Source organism: Devosia ginsengisoli (genome assembly GCF_007859655.1).
Lineage (GTDB): Bacteria > Pseudomonadota > Alphaproteobacteria > Rhizobiales > Devosiaceae > Devosia > Devosia ginsengisoli.
In genome coordinates this window covers 97,086-114,299 of record NZ_CP042304.1, presented here as the reverse complement: position 1 = coordinate 114,299, position 17,214 = coordinate 97,086, and the positions used below count along the sequence as shown (strand labels likewise).

The 17,214-nt window shown below is 65.7% G+C and carries 14 protein-coding genes, 3 pseudogenes and 1 riboswitch; of the genes and pseudogenes, 5 read left to right on the top strand and 12 right to left on the bottom strand.

The window, feature by feature from the left end:
* Positions 1–210: 210 nt before the first annotated feature.
* The 5 genes and pseudogenes from FPZ08_RS00605 to cobA form a co-directional block, all read right to left on the bottom strand.
* A complete protein-coding gene (locus tag FPZ08_RS00605) occupies positions 211–870 on the bottom strand; it encodes a TylF/MycF/NovP-related O-methyltransferase (RefSeq protein ID WP_146288189.1) in 660 nt (219 codons plus the stop codon).
* Positions 871–966: 96 nt separating this feature from the next.
* Positions 967–1,928, bottom strand: a pseudogene (gene cbiB, locus FPZ08_RS00600) (adenosylcobinamide-phosphate synthase CbiB).
* Positions 1,928–3,377, bottom strand: a pseudogene (locus FPZ08_RS00595) (cobyric acid synthase). The pseudogenes cbiB and FPZ08_RS00595 overlap by 1 nt, the downstream one beginning before the upstream one ends.
* A gap of 23 nt (positions 3,378–3,400) precedes the next feature.
* Positions 3,401–4,689: pseudogene (locus tag FPZ08_RS00590) on the bottom strand (cobyrinic acid a,c-diamide synthase CobB).
* Between the two features lie 123 nt (positions 4,690–4,812).
* Positions 4,813–5,556: a uroporphyrinogen-III C-methyltransferase gene (gene cobA, locus FPZ08_RS00585; RefSeq protein ID WP_146288188.1), complete on the bottom strand. Its 744-nt coding sequence runs from the start codon at positions 5,554–5,556 to the stop codon at positions 4,813–4,815.
* Positions 5,557–5,852: 296 nt separating this feature from the next.
* Here cobA and FPZ08_RS00580 point away from each other — a divergent pair, with 296 nt between their 5' ends.
* Positions 5,853–6,581, top strand: coding sequence for a cobalt-precorrin-6A reductase (locus FPZ08_RS00580; RefSeq protein WP_146288187.1), 729 nt, complete (start codon positions 5,853–5,855; stop codon positions 6,579–6,581).
* Here the strand turns inward: FPZ08_RS00580 and FPZ08_RS00575 are convergent.
* Positions 6,515–6,934 (bottom strand): cobalamin biosynthesis protein, encoded by a 420-nt coding sequence (locus FPZ08_RS00575; protein WP_146288186.1) that lies wholly within the window; start codon positions 6,932–6,934, stop codon positions 6,515–6,517. The two genes, FPZ08_RS00580 and FPZ08_RS00575, sit on opposite strands and share 67 nt — an antisense overlap.
* A 254-nt stretch (positions 6,935–7,188) precedes the next feature.
* Here FPZ08_RS00575 and FPZ08_RS00570 point away from each other — a divergent pair, with 254 nt between their 5' ends.
* Positions 7,189–8,082, top strand: a complete 894-nt coding sequence (locus tag FPZ08_RS00570) for a cation diffusion facilitator family transporter (protein WP_146292838.1) — start codon at positions 7,189–7,191, stop codon at positions 8,080–8,082.
* A 115-nt stretch (positions 8,083–8,197) separates the two neighbouring features.
* Complete coding sequence (locus FPZ08_RS00565) at positions 8,198–8,665, top strand: hypothetical protein (RefSeq protein WP_146288185.1); 468 nt, start codon at positions 8,198–8,200, stop codon at positions 8,663–8,665.
* Between the two features lie 199 nt (positions 8,666–8,864).
* Here the strand turns inward: FPZ08_RS00565 and cobO are convergent, their stop codons facing one another.
* From cobO to FPZ08_RS00535, 6 genes are all read right to left on the bottom strand, one after another.
* A complete protein-coding gene (gene cobO / locus FPZ08_RS00560) occupies positions 8,865–9,506 on the bottom strand; it encodes a cob(I)yrinic acid a,c-diamide adenosyltransferase (protein ID WP_146288184.1) in 642 nt (213 codons plus the stop codon).
* On the bottom strand, positions 9,503–13,459 hold the full coding sequence (locus FPZ08_RS22945) for a cobaltochelatase subunit CobN (RefSeq protein ID WP_425457563.1): 3,957 nt from the start codon (positions 13,457–13,459) through the stop codon (positions 9,503–9,505). The genes cobO and FPZ08_RS22945 overlap by 4 nt, the downstream gene beginning before the upstream one ends.
* A 3-nt stretch (positions 13,460–13,462) precedes the next feature.
* Complete coding sequence (gene cobW / locus FPZ08_RS00550; RefSeq protein ID WP_146288183.1) at positions 13,463–14,518, bottom strand: cobalamin biosynthesis protein CobW; 1,056 nt, start codon at positions 14,516–14,518, stop codon at positions 13,463–13,465.
* Positions 14,515–15,282 (bottom strand): CbtA family protein, encoded by a 768-nt coding sequence (locus FPZ08_RS00545; RefSeq protein ID WP_146288182.1) that lies wholly within the window; start codon positions 15,280–15,282, stop codon positions 14,515–14,517. The genes cobW and FPZ08_RS00545 overlap by 4 nt, the downstream gene beginning before the upstream one ends.
* Positions 15,283–15,327: 45 nt before the next feature.
* On the bottom strand, positions 15,328–15,510 hold the full coding sequence (locus tag FPZ08_RS00540; protein WP_146288181.1) for a CbtB domain-containing protein: 183 nt from the start codon (positions 15,508–15,510) through the stop codon (positions 15,328–15,330).
* Positions 15,511–15,565: 55 nt separating this feature from the next.
* Positions 15,566–15,776, bottom strand: a riboswitch (cobalamin riboswitch).
* Positions 15,777–15,796: 20 nt separating this feature from the next.
* Positions 15,797–16,396 carry a hypothetical protein gene (locus FPZ08_RS00535; RefSeq protein ID WP_146288180.1) on the bottom strand — a complete coding sequence of 200 codons (600 nt, stop codon included), beginning with the start codon at positions 16,394–16,396 and terminating at the stop codon, positions 15,797–15,799.
* Positions 16,397–16,489: 93 nt separating this feature from the next.
* Between FPZ08_RS00535 and FPZ08_RS00530 the strand changes: the two genes are divergently transcribed.
* Both FPZ08_RS00530 and FPZ08_RS00525 read left to right on the top strand, forming a co-directional pair.
* Positions 16,490–16,744: a DUF2164 domain-containing protein gene (locus FPZ08_RS00530; RefSeq protein ID WP_146288179.1), complete on the top strand. Its 255-nt coding sequence runs from the start codon at positions 16,490–16,492 to the stop codon at positions 16,742–16,744.
* 140 nt (positions 16,745–16,884) lie between these two features.
* Positions 16,885–17,181, top strand: coding sequence for a DMT family protein (locus FPZ08_RS00525; protein ID WP_146292836.1), 297 nt, complete (start codon positions 16,885–16,887; stop codon positions 17,179–17,181).
* Positions 17,182–17,214: the final 33 nt, after the last annotated feature.

Here is a 17,214-nt window from a genome sequence, read left to right as displayed (position 1 = left end):
CTGGCTCTGGGGCGTTTGCCTTCTCCCCTTGTGGGAGAAGGTGCCCGAAGGGCGGATGAGGGGGCACGGAGCTATCTGCGATCATTAAAGCATGGGAGAGCGCAGCCCCCTCACCGGAAATCCGCTGGACGCGGATTTCCACCCTCTCCCACGAGGGGAGAGGGGTAGCAGGAGCCGAGGGTATGGCAGTCTGGTCGGCAATGGCCGGGCTTAGGCCTTGCGGATCAGGCCGCCTTTGTGGCCGGCGCGGGTGAAGGGGAGGTCGTGTTTGGCGATGAATTCCTGGTAGGCCTGGAGCGAGCCATCCCAGGGGGATTCGGCCAGGCAATCGTCGACCACTATGCCGCCGCCGGGGACGATGTGGGGGTAGATGGCGTCGAGAATGGCGATGGTGGGCTGGTAGAGGTCGATGTCGAGCAGGACGGCGCCGATCGGGCCCAGTGAGCTCCAGTCGAAGCGAGCGGCATCGCCCTTGATGGTGCGGAAGCGGTCATAGCCCGCATGGGTCAGGTTGCGGTTGAAGCGGGCTTCGTCGCCATATCTGAACTTGTCGTAATCCTGCGCATTCTTCTGGCGCTTGGCCACTTCGAACGAAATGCTTTCGTCGGTGAAGCCGGAAAACGTATCGAACAGCAGCAGTTCCCTGACATCGCCGACCGATTTCAGGTGTTCCAGCAGGAACACCGAGGTATCGCCCTGGGCCACGCCGATCTCGGCGACGGCGGCGCCTGATGACCTGGTGCTGTCGATCAGTTCGACCATGGCGGCCAATTGGCCGGGATTGATCTTGTAGGGATAGGACGGCGCCATCAGGCGGGAGATTATCGGCGTCCGGTAGATAATGGATTTGGCAATTTCCCTGACGTTCAACTGCGACCCCTGCCCCTGACTTGCTGTCTAGAGAAGTCATGGCACAGGCAATTCAGTCACGCCAGATCAAGACGGCAGTTCGACTGCCAAAGCCCATCAGGCGGCGAAGATGAGCAGGGCGATGATTATGCTGAGGCCGAGCAGGATGTTGAGGGTGCTGCGATAGAGCACCAAAGCGCGCAGGATGTCGCTGGCGACGAGATCGGATTTGCCGGTGCCGAAGCTGGGGAGATCGACCAGTTCACCATCGTAGCTACGCGGCCCGCCGAGCTTGAAGCCGAGGGCGCCGGCGAAAGCGGCTTCGGGCCAGCCGGCATTGGGGGATTCGTGCTTGCTTGCATCGCGCCGGGCGGTGGCCCAGGCAGCGCCGGGGCTGGCATGGGGGTGATGAAGCAGGCGGCGGTAATGAGCACGGCGGTGAGGCGGGCGGGGAGCCAGTTCACCAGATCATCCAGCTTGGCGGCGGCCCAGCCGTAGTCGCGGTAGCGCTCACTCATATGGCCGATCATGGAATCGGCGGTGTTGATGGCCTTGTAGAGGGCGATGCCCGGGAGGCCGAAAATGACCAGCCAGAACCAGGGGGCGACGACGCCGTCGGAGGTGCTTTCGGCCAGGGTTTCGATGGCGGCGCGAGCGACGCCGGCTTCATCGAGCTCCTGGGGGTCGCGGCCGACAATGTGGCTGACGGATTCGCGGCCGGATTCGAGCGAGGTGCGCAAGGCCGTAGCGACGGCTTCGACGGCGCGGCCGAGTTCCTTTTGGGCGAGGAAGGGGGTGGCGACGAGGATTTCGAGCGCCCAGCCGAAGGGGAGGTTGCGCAGGGCCTGTTGCACCAGCAGGGTGACGACAAGGGTAACCAGCAGCAGGACGCCGAGGGTGAAGAGGCCGGCATCGCGGCGCTGGCGCGGGGTGCGTTCGCGCTTGTCGACGCCCGTTTCCATGAAGGTGATGAAGCGGCCGATCCAGATGACGGGATGGCCGATGGCGTCAGTGAGGCGGGGCGGATAGCCGAGCCAGCGTTCCAGCAGCAGCGCGAGGGGGGCGATGAAGGCGTGCATCAATCTAGGTCCACTTGTTCGGCCAGCGCCAGCAGCGCGTCGAGATCGAGGTGGTTTTCGAGGTGGGCGGCGAGATCGTCAAGGGCCTGCTCGATGCCGGCTTCGTAGGCGAGATCGGGGCTGGCGGCAGTGCCGAGCTTGGCACGACGGAAGGGATCGGCGGCGAAGAGGCCGTGCAGATAGGTGCCGGTGACGCGGCCATCCATGCTGGTGGCGCCTTCGGGGGCGCCGGATATGTGGGCGAAGGGGCGGGCCGTGTCTGGGCCTGAGGTGGCGCCCATATGCATGTGGTAGCCGGATATGGCGGCGCCTGACGCGGCGTGGATGGCGTGTTCGACGCGGAGTTGTTTTGTCGGGGTGAGAACGGTTTCGACGTCAAGCAGGCCGAGGCCGGGGCTGGTGCCGGGGGCGCCTTCGATGCCATCGGGGTCGGCTATGGAATGGCCGAGCATCTGGTAGCCGCCGCAAATGCCGAGGATGTGGCCGCCGGCGCGGTGGTGGGCGGATATGTCGATGTCCCAGCCGTTGTGGCGGAGGGCGGCGAGGTCGCTGCGTGTGGCTTTGGAACCGGGGAGGATGATCAGGTCGGCGTTGCGGGGGAGCGGCTGGCCGGGCTCGACCAGGATGACGTTGACGCCGGGCTCGGCGCGGAGGGGGTCGAGATCGTCGAAATTGGCGATGCGCGGCAGGCGGGGCACGGCGATGGTGACGCCCCCTGCCCGGCTGGATGTGTAGGATCTCGAGGGCGAGGACGTCTTCGGCGGGGAGCTTTGCCGCGTCGGCGAACCAGGGGACGGGGCCGAAACAGGGGGTGCCGGTGCGCTGCTCAAGGAAGCGGATGCCATCGGCGAAGAGGGCGGGGTCGCCTTGGAACTTGTTGACCATTGTGGCGCGGATCAGCGCGGCGTCGGCGGGATCGATGACCGCGAAAGTGCCGACGAGGGAAGCGATGACGCCGCCGCGGTGGATGTCGCCGACGAGCACAACCGGCACATTGGCGGCCTGGGCGAAGCCGAAATTGGCGAGGTCGTTGGCGCGCAGATTGACCTCGGAGGCGCTGCCGGCGCCTTCGACGAGGACGATATCGGCGGTGTCGGCCAGTTCGTGGAAGGCGGCGAGGACTTCGGGCATGAGCTGGCCGCGTTCCTGCCAATAGGCGCGGGCCGACATGGAGGCGCGGCGCTGGCCGCGGACCACGACCTGGGAGCCGGTTTCCTGCTCGGGCTTGAGGAGGACCGGGTTCATCGCGGTGATGGGATCGCGGCGGGCGGCGCGGGCCTGGAGGGCCTGGGCACGGCCGATTTCGCCGCCATCCGCGGTGACGGCGGCATTATTGGACATGTTCTGCGGCTTGAAGGGGGCGACGCGGAGGCCGCGATGGACCAAGGCGCGGCACAGGCCGGCGACGAGGAGGGATTTGCCGACATCGGAGCCGGTGCCCATGAACATCAGGGATTTAGCCATGGCGCGTTTTATGCCGCATCCACGACATGGGCGTAAGAGCCCATGACGCGGTTGATGGCGGCGCCCATGGGGGGAGTGGGGCGCCGGTGGCGTCGGTGGCGGCGAAGAGGGGCGGCAGGCGGGATTGTTTGGCCGAGGAATAGTGGAATTCGTGGCCGTTGAGCTGGAGGGGCCAGGGGAGCGCGCCGGACTGGGTGAGGCGACGATAGCCGAGGATGCGCTTGGGACGATCGATGCGGGTGGTGACGGGGAGCAGGCCGGCCATCTGGTGGCCCTGCCCGGCTTTGTCGACGAGGGTTTCGCCGAGGACCATGAAGCCACCGCATTCGCCGTAAAGCAGCGCATTGCGGTCTCGGGCGGCGATGAGGCCGGATTTGAAGTTCGTCGCGTTCGCCAGCGTGGCGGCGTGGAGTTCGGGGTAGCCGCCGGGGAGGTAGACGGCGTCGGCAGTGGCTAACGGAGCCTGGTCGGCCAGGGGCGAGAAGAAGCTGAGTTCGGCGCCCATGCTGCGCCAGCCGTCGAGAATATGCGGATAGAGGAAGGCGAAGGCGTCGTCGCGGGCTATGGCGATGTGCTGGCCGAGGGGCGGCAGGGGCGCGGGAGAGGTGTCGGCGGCGACGATGGGCGTGGCGAGCGCGGTGAGGCGGGGGAGATCGATGTAGGAGGCGACGGCTTCGGCGGCGGCTGCGAGGAAAGAGTCGAAGGCGGCGACTTCGCCGGGGAGGACGAGGCCGAGATGGCGCTCGGGGATGGCGAGGGCCGCGTCGCGGGGGATGGCGCCGAGGCAGGGTATGCCTGTCGCCGTGAGGGCGTCGAGCAGCATGCGCTCGTGCTTCATCGAGGCGACGCGATTGAGAATGGTGCCGGCGATCCGCACGCCGGGGCGCCAGTTGGCGAAGCCGGCGACGAGGGGGGCGACGGACTGGCTCTGGCTGGTGGCATCGACGACGAGGATGACGGGGAGCTCGAGCAGTTCGGCGAGGTCGGCGGTGGAGCCGGTATGGTCGGCGGCGCCGTCGAAGAGGCCCATGACGCCTTCGACCAGCAGGAGATCGGCGCCTGTCGATTGGGTGGCGGCGAGGGATTTGAGTCGGGAAGCGGACATCGACCATGGGTCGAGATTGACCGCTTCGCGCAAGGCGGCGCGGCTGAGGAAGGCGGGGTCGATATAGTCGGGGCCGGTCTTGGCGGGGGCGACGACGCGGCCGCTGCGGCGCAGGGCGGCGAGCAGGCCGAGGGTGATGGTGGTCTTGCCGGAGCCGGAGCGGGGGGCAGCGATGATGAGGCCCCGGGTCATGGGTGAATAACCCAGAAAGTGCCCCACAGAATTACCCCCTCCCTAGCTTTGCTACGGCCTTTCAGGCCTAGCGTCGCTACCCTCCCCTCAAGGGGGAGGGTGGGCACACTGTAAAATCCGTGCTCAGCCAAAGACATGCCTCCGGGCTTCGTCCACGTACCAGTCCAGCGATTGGCGGTAGGCGCTGACGGGGCCGAGGACGACGATGGCCGGGGTGGGCACCTCGGTGAGGGTGTGTGCCTGGGACAGGGTGGTTTCGATGATGGATTGGGCCGGGGTGGCGGCGTGGGAGACCACGGCGAGGCGGTCGGTGGCGGGGCGGCCGGCGGCGAGGAGTTTTTGGGCGATGGAGCCGAGATGCTTGACCGCCATGAACATGACGATGACGGGGGCGGCGTTGGCAACGGCGGCCCAATCGACGCCTTGCGGGACGGCGCCGGTTTCGTCGTGACCGGTGAGGAAGATCACGGCGTGGTTGGTGTCGCGGTGGGTGACGGGAATGCCCGCATAGGCGAGGCCCCCGAGGCCGGCGGAAATGCCGGGGACGATGCGGAAGGGCACGCCTGCGCGGGCCAGGGCGCCGGCTTCCTCGCCGCCGCGGCCGAACATGAAGGGATCGCCGCCCTTGAGGCGGAGGACGCGCTTGCCTGACCGGGCGAGGTCGATGAGTTGCAGGGTGATGTCGGCCTGTTTGGGCGAGGGCTTGCCGCCGCGCTTGCCGGCGAACACTTTCTCCGTGTGCCTGGGGGCCATGGCGAGGAGGTCGGGCGAGACCAGGGCGTCATGCACGATGACATCGGCCTGGCCGAGCGCATGGTAGGCGAGCAGCGAGACAAGGCCGGGGCCACCGGGGCCGGCGCCGACCAGCCAGACGGAGCCGGGTTCAAGGGGGGGAAATCGGCGTGGTCGAGGGCGGCGAAATGGTTGGGGTGGCGGGTGGGGTCAGACACTGTGGCACCATCTCGTTCTATCCACAGGGCGGCACCTCCCCCTCGACGGGGGAGGTTGGGAGGGGGTGGTGGTTGGCCCGGATATCGGGGCTAAACGCCCCCACCCTTGATCCCTCCCCGCAAGGGGGAGGGTGTCGACTGAAACGCCGGTGCGGGAGCTTGAGAAACGCGTTGCCAATGGGCACATTGGTGGAAAGGAGCACCGGCAAAACCATGAAAATCCTGATCCTGGGCGGTACGGGCGAGGCGCGGGAGCTGGCCAATCGGCTGGTGGCGATGGGGCATGAGGTGACGACCTCGCTGGCGGGGCGCACGCAGGACCCGAAGCTCCCCGAGGGCGGGCTGCGCATGGGCAAGTTTGGCGGGATTCCGGGGCTGGCGGCGTATCTGAAGGTGGCCGGAATCGATCGGCTGGTGGACGCGACCCACCCCTATGCCGGGCTGATTTCCATCAATGCGGTGGCGGCGGCGCAGCAGGCCAGGGTGCCGCTGGTGCGCTATATGCGGCCTGCATGGGAGCAGCAGATCGGCGCTGACTGGGTGACTGTCGAGAATGTGGCCGAGGCGGCGGCGGCGCTGCCACCCAATGCCGATGTGTTGCTGACCACGGGACATACCGGGCTCAGCCATTTTCTCGAGCGGGACGATTGCCAATTCGTGGTGCGGACCATCGAGGTGCCGGATATGGAATTGCCGCGCCATGCCAGCCTGTTGCGGACGCGACCGCCCTATTCGGTGGGTGACGAAATGGCGCTGATGCAGCGCGAGGGCATTACTCATCTGGTCACCAAGAATTCGGGCGGCGGACAGACTGCGGCCAAGCTGGAAGCGGCGCAAAAGCTGGGGGTCAAGGTGATCATGATCGCGCGGCCGGTCTATGGCCCGGCCAATGAAGTGGCGAGCCTGGACGAAGCCATCGCCGCGCTGGATATCGGCGGCTGACCGAAGCTGGCGACGGAAAAGCCGGGCGCGCAATCGGCCAGGGCGCAGGTGGCGTAGCGCGATTTGCGCTTGGTGAGGCGCAATGGGCCGGCAGCGGCGGCGGCGCCTTCGGCAAGGCCGAGCATGGTCAGGTCGCCATCATCGAGCAGGCGCAGCGGCACGCCGAAATGGGCGGCAACATGCAGCGGGATTGCGGTGCCTAGCTTGCGCTTATGGGTGGCGATGGCGGCGAGGTGGGTGGCGTCAAGACCGGCCTCGGCCAGGCTGGCCGCGATCAGGTCGATCAACTCCTGCGCCGTGGCGGCGCTGGCAAAGCCGATTCCGGCGACGATGCGTCCCGATATTTGCGTCATCTATGGCCTCGTGCAGTTCGGAATTGGTCCCTGATTGGGTCGACCGCACCGAATTCTGTTTCAGTTCCGTCGTGGGAACTCTGCGCGGATTGGTTCTAGGCGGGGGGGAAGCGCGTGGTCAATCAATGGCTTGCGGCAAAGCACGGCCAGATCAGAATGCTTCTGAAAATGATTTGCAAATTCAATGACTTGCCGCTGACGACGCATGGGTCTATGGGCTGGGGACAGCCAAATCGGGGGCCTCTGTCGTGAGCATTACCGCAAACAGAACGCTGGCTATTGCCGGAGCGAGCCTTTTGGTCGGGCTGATCGTGCTCGGGCTGAAATTTCTCGCGTGGTATATTACCGGCTCGATCGCGCTTTATTCCGATGCGCTGGAATCGATCGTCAACGTGGTGACGGCCATTGTGGCGCTGATCGCGGTGCGGCTGGCGCAGAAGCCGGCCGATGCCGCCCTGCCCTATGGCTATCACAAGGCGGAATATTTCTCGGCGGTCATCGTGGGCGTGATGATCATCGTGGCGGCGATCCTGATCTTCCGCGAGGCCGTGCTGGGCTTTTTGGCGCCGGAATTGCCGGAGGCGCCGGTACAGGGGCTGATGGTCAGCGGCGTGGCGACCGTCATCAACGTGATCTGGGCCTTTGTGCTGATCCGGCATGGACGGGCGGTGCGGTCGCCGGCACTGGAGGCCGATGGCAAGCACCTGCTGACCGACGTGGTTTCGACCATCGGCGTGTTGCTGGGGCTGGGGCTGGTGTTTCTGACCGGCTGGGCGGCGCTCGACTCGGTGCTGGCGGGGCTGGTGGCGCTCAATATCCTGTGGTCGGGCTGGGGCGTGATCTGGCAGAGCGTGGGCGGGCTGATGGACGTGGCCGTGCCCAAGGATACGCAGAAGACCATCCGCGAGGTGATCGCCACCAATGCCGACGGGGCGATCGAGGCGCACGACATCCGCACGCGGCAGGCGGGAAAGATGACCTTTATCGATTTTCACCTCGTCGTGCCCGGCGCGATGAGCGTGGACGCGGCGCATGCCATTTGCGATGCGATCGAGGCCAAGCTGCGCGAGGCAGTGAAGGATGTGCAGATCACCATTCATGTGGAGCCGGAGGAGAAGGCCAAGCATGCGGGGATCGTGGTGGTGTGAGGGGGTATTTGGGGGATACCCCCTCCTAGCCTCCCCTGATAGGGGGAGGAATCCGGCTGGTGCCCGGGCAATATCGTGACTTGCAGCGAGGCGCCAACGCAGGCAGGCTTGGGGCATGCGTATCTTTCTTGCCCTCATCTTCGCCCTGATCGCCGCCCCTGCTTTTGCGCAGGGTTGGGAGCATTATGAAAATGGCCGGTTCGGCTATGGCGTGGATATTCCGCCCGGTTTCAGTGACCAGAATTTCAGTGACAATGGCGACGGCGCGAGTTTCGCGGCCGGGGGCAATCCCACCTATCTGACGGTGTGGGGCGGCAACCTCACTGATAGCTTCGAGGACGAAGTAAGCCAGCGCATGGCCTGGGGCGAGTCCGAGGCGTGGAACACGACCTATCAAGCCGTGACGCCGCGCTGGGCCAGTTGGTCGGCGGTCAAGGGGTCGCGCATTCTCTACCAGCGCATAGTGCTGCTATGCGACGGGACGAGCTATGCGGCGTTCCGGATGGAATATTCGGTGACGGATGTATCGGAGATGAATCCGGTGGTGGAGCGGCTGGTGGGGAGTTTGCGGGGGAATTGCTGAGAGCGGCGTTCCAAACTCGGTGTCATCCCCGCGGAGGCGGGGATCCATCCTGAGATAGTTCTGCCATCGTTGGGCGTGGAAACCACTCAGGATGGGCCCCGGCTCAAGGCCGGGGTGACATCGTGGGTGGGGTAGCATCAATGCCACGCCCTCGTGGTTCGACAGGCTCACCATGAGAGCTGTTGAGGCGCAGGTATTGTTAGAACTCGATGCCCTTCTGGGCTTTCACGCCCGCGCGGAAGTGGTGCTTGATTTCGGTCATTTCGGTGACGAGGTCGGCAATGTCGATGATTTCGTCCTTGGCGTTGCGGCCGGTGACGATGACGTGCTTGTCGGCGGGCTTGTTGGCCAGGAACTCGACCACTTCCTCGAGAGGCAGATAGTCGTAGCGCAGGACGATGTTGAGCTCGTCGAGCAGGACCAGCTTGTAGCTGGGGTCCGCGATCAGCGCCTTGGCCTCGTCCCAGGCCTTGCGGGCGGCGGCGAGGTCGCGCTGGCGGTCGGCGACGTCCCAGGTGAAGCCTTCGCCCATGGCGTTGATGGTGACGAGGTCGGGGAATTTGTCGAGCACGTCGCGCTCACCGGTTTCCCATACGCCCTTGACGAATTGCACGACGCCGACCTTGAAGCCGTGGCCGAGGGCGCGAAACACCATGCCGAAGGCGGCGGTGGATTTGCCCTTGCCCTTGCCGGTATGGACGATGAGCAGGCCTTTTTCCTGGGTCTTGGTCGCCAGAATCTTGTTCCGCGCCTCGCGCTTCTTCCGCATCTTTTCGGCGTGATAGGCGTCGCGCTCCGCCTCGGTCATCAGGTCGGTCTTCTTGGCAGGCTTGTCGGTCATTTGGACTCCTCCAGATAGGCGTGGGCGGAATTGGAGCGCGGGGCCCAGAGGCCGCGCTTGATGGCATCGTTGAACTTGGCGATCAGTTCGGCATAGCCGTGGGCATTGGCTCCCTTGAGCCAGTCGCGCACCACATCGTCTTCGACGAAGGCTTCGAAGGCCAGGTCGAAATGGTGGGTCTTGACCGCGCCCGTGGTGGCGGCGAAGGCGAACATGAAATCGACGGTAGCAATGATCTCGAAGGCGCCGCGATAGCCGTGGCGTTGCATGCCAGCGAGCCATTTCGGATTGACCACGCGGGAGCGCATGACGTGGGAGATTTCCTCTTCCAGCGTGCGGATGAGCGGGCGTTCGGGGCGGGAATGGTCGTTGTGGTAGGCGGAAGGTTTTGCGCCGGTGAGGGATTCGGCGACTGCGGAGAGGCCGCCCTCGAACTGGTAGTAATTGTCTGAGTCGAGCAGGTCGTGCTCGCGATTGTCCTGATTGTGGATGACGGCGTCGATATCGGAGAGGCGGGCGGCGAAGCGGTCGCGCTGGGGGGTGCCGGCGTCTTTCGCGCCATAGGCGTATTGGCCCCAATCGAGAGCGCGATTGGCGAGGTCGGATTTGGTGGACCAGGCGCCCGAGTCGATCATGGCATTGAGGCCGGCGCCGTAGGTGCCGGGTTTGGAGCCGAAAATGCGGTGGCCGGCGGCGGCTTCGTCCTGGCCTGAGGCGATGAGGCCGAGGGCGTCTGCGCGCATGGTGGCGGCGATGGGGTTGTCGTCGGTGGGTTCGTCGAGGGCGCCGATGGCGCGGATGGCGCGATCGAACAGGGCGATCTGGGCGGGGAAGGCGTCGCGGAAGAAGCCGGATATGCGCAGGGTGACGTCGACGCGGGGGCGACCGAGCTTGGCCAGCGGGATGATTTCATAGCCGGAGACGCGGAGGGAGCCGGGATCCCAGGTGGGGCGGGCGCCGATCAGCGCCATGGCCTGGGCAATGTCGTCGCCGCCGGTGCGCATGTTGGCGGTGCCCCAGACGGAGAGGGCGACTGCGCGCAGATGATGGCCATGATCCTGCAGGTGGCGGAGGACGAGGCTTTCGGCGGATTTTTTGCCGAGTTCCCAGGCTGATGGCGTGGGGACGGCGCGGGAATCCACCGAATAGAAATTACGGCCGGTGGGCAGCACGTCGAGGCGACCGCGTGAGGGCGCGCCGGAGGGCCCTGGGGCGATGAATTTGCCATCGAGCCCGGCGATGAGGGCGGCGATTTCGGCCGGGCCGGAGGCGGCGAGGCGGGGGCGGATGGTGGATTGTACCGTGGCGAGGACGGCTGCTGTGGCGGTCCAGTCGGGATCGGCCGTCAGCGTGCCATCGACCAACGAGGCAGCCAGATTTTCGAGATGTTCCACCACGTCGCCCAGTGTGCGTGGCTTATCCCCACCCTCATTCCCTCCCCACAAGGGGGAGGGAGGCGATGGGGCCGCAAATTCAGAATTCGTGGAGAGACTCTGAGCGGGCTTCCCTCCCCCTTGTGGGGAGGGAGTGAGGGTGGGGGTTGGCCCGGTCCACGGGGTTCCCAGCTTTGATGTCAGCGGATCGAAGCCGAGCTTGAGGTCATCGGCGAGGGCACGGATGAGGGAAGCCTCCCCTGCCCCGTCGCCGCGGGGGACGCGGGCCAAAGCCACCGCGAGGTCGCGTTCGAGGGTGCCCTCGGGCGATTGGCCGAAGATGTGCAGGCCGTCGCGGATCTGGGCTTCCTTGAGGTCGCAGAGGAAGTTGTCGATCTTGATCAGGGCTTGGGTTACGTCCTCGGGCAGACCGATATCGCGGTCGAGCCTGCTGTCGCTGACAAAATCGAGGATACGGCGCTTGAGGTCGGCGAGGCGGCGGCGGTCCATGCCGGAGGCGGCGTAATATTCATCAAGCAGGGCTTCGAGTTCCCTGAGGGGACCATAGGTTTCGGCGCGGGTGAGCGGGGGCACGAGGTGATCGATGATGACGGCGCCCGCGCGGCGCTTGGCCTGGGTACCTTCGCCGGGATCGTTGACGATGAAGGGATAGAGATGGGGCAGCTGGCCCCAGAGGGCGTCGGGATAGCTGGCTTCATCGAGCGCGGTGGCCTTGCCGGGGAGCCATTCGAGAGTGCCGTGCTTGCCGTTGTGGATGAGGGCATGGGCGCCGAAATCGTGGCGCAGCCAGAGATAGGCGGCGAGATAGGCATGGGGCGGGACGAGGGCCGGGTCGTGATAGGAGGCGGTTTCGTCGAGCTGGTAGCCCCGGGCGGGCTGGAGCAGGATGGCGATATTGCCTGACATGAGCGCGGGGAGGTGGAAGGTGTTGTCGCGGATGAAGGGATCGGTGGTGGGGTCGCCCCAGCGGGTGGTGACTTCGGTGCGGATTTTTTCGGGCAGGGTGGCGAAGAGTTCGGCGTAGCGGGCGAGCGGGAGCGTGGCGGGGGATGAGCCGCGCTGGGGATTGGCGTTGGTGGGGCCGGACTGGAGGGCGGCGATGAGGGTGGCGGCGTCCGTAGGGAAGGCCCCCTCATCCGCCCTTCGGGCACCTTCTCCCACGAGGGGGAGAAGGGGACGGAGCCGATAGATCGTATCCTGCCTTTTCCAATTCCAGGAGCATGCGCAAAGTGGATTCGGGAGCGTCGTAGCCGACGCCGTTGGCGAGGCGGCCGTCGCGGATGGGGTAGTTGGCGAGGACGAGGGCGACGCGGCGGTCGGCGCGGGGGTGGTGCGGAGGCGGGACCAGTTTTTGGCTAGGGTTACGGCGCGGGTGATGCCGGAAGGGTCGGGGGTGTAGGCGGTGAGGGGGACCTGGCAGCGGGTGTGCCAGACGGCGTCGGCCTTGTGGCCGATGATGAGGCCGCCGAGGCGCCCATCGACTTCGGGCATGACGAGGAACATGGCCATGTCCTTGGAGGAGAGGCCCTGGCTATCGGCGCGCCATTGGGCTTCGGAGCGGCCGGACTGGATGAGTTGGATGACCGGAGCGTCTGATGTGGCGAAGGGGTTGGATTTTTCGTCGAGGCTGTCGAGGCCGAGGGCGAAGCCGGTGAGGTTGAAAATCGCCGCGGGCGGGAAGGCCGCGAGGGCGTTCTGCACGAAGCGGGCGCAGGGGGCTTCCTTGAGAGAGGAGACGAGGAGCGGGACCGGGGCGAGGTTTTGCGATTCCAGCTCGGCGATGAGGGCCGTGATGGTGGCGGTGCCGGCGCCTTCGAGGGCGGCGCGGTAGAAGAGGATGGGGATGTGAGGCGGAGTCTTTGTGGGGTACCCCCTCCTAGCCTCCCCCTGATAGGGGGAGGAATCCGGCCGGTGCGTGGGCGGCATTGCAGCGTGGAGCGCGCGCAGGCCGGGCTCGTCGGTCATGCCGGTGGTCGGGTGCCATAGGCCGAAGCGGGCGAAGGGTTGGGGGTGAAGGGTAGAAAGAGCCCCCTCATCCGCCCTTCGGGCACCTTCTCCCTCAAGGGGAGAAGGGGAAGGAGCCGCTAGCTTTACGAATGCTTTGAGGATCGTGTCGGCGTTGTCGGGGCCGCCTGCGGTGAAGAGGCTGTGGAGCCTTGTCCAGTCATCGGGGTGGATGGTGGAGCGGGATTGCAGGATGGGGTCGGGGTTGGCGTCGCCGGGGAGCAGGACGAGCGGAATCTTCCTGTTGGCGCAGAGGGCGGTGAGTTCGTCGACGCCGTATTGGAAATAGGCGGCGCCGCCGATGAGGCGGAGGGTGACGAGGCGTGCATGCGCCACCGTTTTTTCCAGCCAGAGATCGACCGAGAGATTGTTGGAAAGGCGCAATGTGTTGGCGAGGCGGAGTTCATCCTCCCCTGCCCGGTCGGCGGCGCCGGCCAGCATGGCCAGTTCGCTATCGGCCGATGAAGCAAAGACCAGCGCCCCGGGGCGCTGGTTGAGATCGATGGCTTCGCCTTCCTGCTGGATGGCGCCGGCCTGGGCGGAGAGGAGGTGCATGGGTCAGGCGGCGAGCGCCGCGGCTTTCTGCAGGCTCTGGGTGATGGCGGCGCGGTCGAGCGGCTGTTCGCCGATGACGACCAGGGCCGTGTCGCGGATTTCGCCGTCCTTCCAGGGGCGGTCGAAATAGGCGGTGACGCGCGGGCCGACGGCCTGGATGGCGAGGCGCGCGGCGGCGCCGGGGACGGCGGCGAAGCCTTTCAAGCGGAGCACGTCGTGGTCGCGGATGGTCTGCTCGATTACGGCGAGGAGGTCGTCCTTGCTGTTCACGCTGGGGATGCGGATGGAGAAGCTGTCGAAATCGTCGTGCTCGTGGGTCTGGTCGCCGTGCTCCAGCTCGTGGTGGCTGGGGCGGTTGGCGATGTCGTCCTCGCTGCCCATGCCCATGCCGAGCAGAGCCGCGATATCGACATGGCCGTTGCGGGCGCGGATGAGGCCGACGCCGGGGCGCATTTCGGCGCGGAGATTGGCTTCGACCTTGTCGAGGGTGGCGTCGTCGACGAGGTCAGCCTTGTTGACGACGACGAGGTCGGCCACGGAGAGCTGGTCTTCGAAGAGTTCGCCGAGCGGCGTTTCGTGGTCGAGCATTTCGTCCTGGCGGCGCTGGGCATCGACGGCGGCTTCGTCGGAGGCGAAGCGGCCTTCAGCCAGGGCCGAGGCATCGGCGACGGTGACGACGCCATCGATAGTGACCTGGGCCTTGATTTCGGGCCAGTTGAAGGCGCGGATCAGTGGCTGGGGTAGCGCGAGGCCCGAGGTTTCGATGACAATGTGATCGAACTTTTCCGGGCGGGCGAGCAAAGCCTGCATGGTGGGGATGAACTCGTCGGCCACGGTGCAGCAGATGCAGCCATTGGAGAGCTCGACCATATCCTCTTCGCGGCAGGTTTCGTCGCCGCAGCCGGCGAGGATATCCTTGTCGACGCCGAGATCACCGAATTCGTTGATGATCAGGGCAATGCGCTTGCCCTTGGGGGCATGGGCCAGCAGGTGCCGGACGAGGGTGGTCTTGCCGGCGCCGAGGAAGCCGGTGATGACGGTGGTGGGGATCTTGGTCATGCGGTGGCTCCTGCCGGGACGGTGGCGCTGCGCGCCGCAAACACATCGTTGAGCTTGCCGAAGACGGTGCCGAGGATGAGCCAGAAGACCAGCGAGGTGCCCAGGGTGATCGCCGCGAATTCGGTGGCGAGGTGGGCCGGGACGGCGCTGGGCTCATCGGGCGCGGCGGGGGCGCCGATGATGTGGGGAATGGCGACCAGCGCGATGGCGACGGCAAAGGCCCAGCCGGCGCGGGTCTTGGCCAGCAACAGGCAGGCAGCGCCGGTGGACAGCGCCGTGCCGACCCACCAGACCTGGCGGGCGGCCAGATCGGCGGCGGGCATGCCGGGCAGTTCGGGGGCGAGGCCATAGGCCGGGGCCAACGAGAAGGTGACGAAACCGGCAATGCCCCAGAGGAAACCATTGGCGAAGGTGATGGGCAGGCCAGCAAACATCGAGACGGCGCCGATGACCAGCGCGAAGCCGGCGGCGGCTAGGACGGTGGCGAGGGTTGTATAGGCGGTGCGCTCGAAGCCATCTGCCGGGGCCCATTCTTCGGGCTCGGCTTCGGTGGCGGCGACGGCATCGTGCGTGTGGTCGGCAGTGCCTTCGGCGTGTTCGTGGTCGGCCGCGACGGCTTCGGCGCCGTGGCTGTGGCCGCCTTCACCCTCGAAGGTCTCGGCGTGGAGAATCAGCGGGGTGACACGGAAATGCTGGATGGCGGCCGTGATGAGGCCAGCACAAAGGGCTGCGAGAAGCGCAGCGGCAAACAGATTGCGGATCATGATTTTTCTCTCGGTTCACGGGCGCTTAAAAAGCGCCAGCCTGCCTCAGTGGCAGGGGAAGCCCATGGCGTGGCGGGTGTCGTGGGCGCCGTTATGCAGGCGGAAATCGCCGGCAAAGCCGGTGCCGACCAGAAGGGTCAGCCCGAGCAGAAGCGCCAGCGAACTGGCAATGATGCGCTGGGAAATCGAGAGAGACTGGAGGCCAGTCGAGGTGGTCGTCGTATTCATGTGGCACCCTCCGTGCACGAATAGAATGGGCTCTTCGCCCGGCTGTTCAGTGGGACTGATCCCAAGGGTGTCGGCAGGTCTCCTGGCTCACGGTGGAGATAGCGCCCTCGCCTTCCCGGCTTTCGCCAGTGGCATATCGAGGACGCGCACCGCTTACAGTTGCGGGGGCAGCCACGGTTTTGCGCCCTGATGGGTACGTCGCACCGTGTTCCCTTTTGATCCCCTTGCCACAACGGACGCGGGGAACCAACACAGGTCCAGAGTTACCCCTGTGGAGGGGTCGGGGTCAATCGCGGAAATCAGGATGCGGATAGCCGATGGACATGGCGTAGACCGTTACCGGCATCTGGGCCAGCAGCGGATCGTCGGAGGACAGCTCCTTGTCGCCCATGGCGGGCATGGTATCGACGCCGACGGGGGCCTCGCCCGGGTCGAAAAGCAGGTTGAGGTGGCAGCCACCGGGCAGGCCGGACAGGGCGCCGGTCTCGAAGCCGGCGGAGCCGGCATAGTCCCAGCCGAAGCCGAGCAGGGTGAATACCTCGCCGTTGAGGGCCTCGATTTCGGCCAGTGACTGACCGATGCGGACGCCGCCGGGCGCGGTCATGGTGGCGGGCAGTTCGATATAGCTGGGGCTGGTCAGGCCATCCTCGTCCCACCAGACGAATTGCAGGGTTTTGTCGGGATTGTCGGGAAAGACCGTGGTGGCCAGCATTTCGCTGCCTTCCGGGCCGGGCACGATGTCGGTGACGACATTTTCGGCGCCGTAGAGCGCGATGAGGCGGGCTTCTGAACTGTCGATGGCGAAGGCGCCTTCGCAGGCGACCTGCTCGGCCAGCGCCGGCGTGGCAAATGCCATTGCTACGAAAAATGAGGCGCGGGCAAGCATGATTTTCTCCTCGGTGGCTCAGTTTTCCCTGGTGGGGCCGGCAGGCGCAATCAGCGACTCGCGCTATGAACGGGACCTGAAGGAGACGCCGCCATGAAGCCGATCAAGTTCGACAAAGAGGAAACCAAGGCCATTGTGGGGGAAATCCAGGACTATTTCCGCGAGGAACTGGACCAGCAGATCGGCTCGATTCCGGCGGAAATGCTGATGATGTTCTTCGTCGACAAGATGGGCGCCTATTTCTATAACCGCGGCATCTATGACGCGCAGGCGCTGATCCGCGAGCGGATGGACAGCCTGACCGACGATATTTTCGGGCTGGAGCAGCCGACCAAGCATCTGCGCTGAAAATCCCGCTTCCGCGAAAGCACGGCGACCGGTAAAGGCGCGGCCGGGATGGACCCGGTTTCCCGTTTTCGGAGGAAGCCTTGGGCTTCAATGTCGCCACGCTGGCACCCATCGGGCTGCTGATCGCGTCCAATGTCTTCATGACTTTTGCCTGGTATGGGCACCTGAAATTTCCCGGCGCGGCGCTGTGGGTGGTGGTGCTGGCGAGCTGGGGCATCGCCTTTTTCGAATATTGGCTGGCCGTGCCGGCCAACCGCATCGGCTATGGCACCTTTTCGGGCGCAGAGCTCAAGACCATCCAGGAAGTGATCTCGCTCTCGGTCTTCGTGCTGTTCGCGGTGTTCTACCTGGGCGAGAAGTTCACCTGGAACCACGGCATCGGCTTCGCCATGATCGCGCTGGGGGCGTTTTTCATCTTCAAGGGGCCGCTGAAGTAGGCAGCCGCCCTGGTTTTTTGGCGGATACCCCCT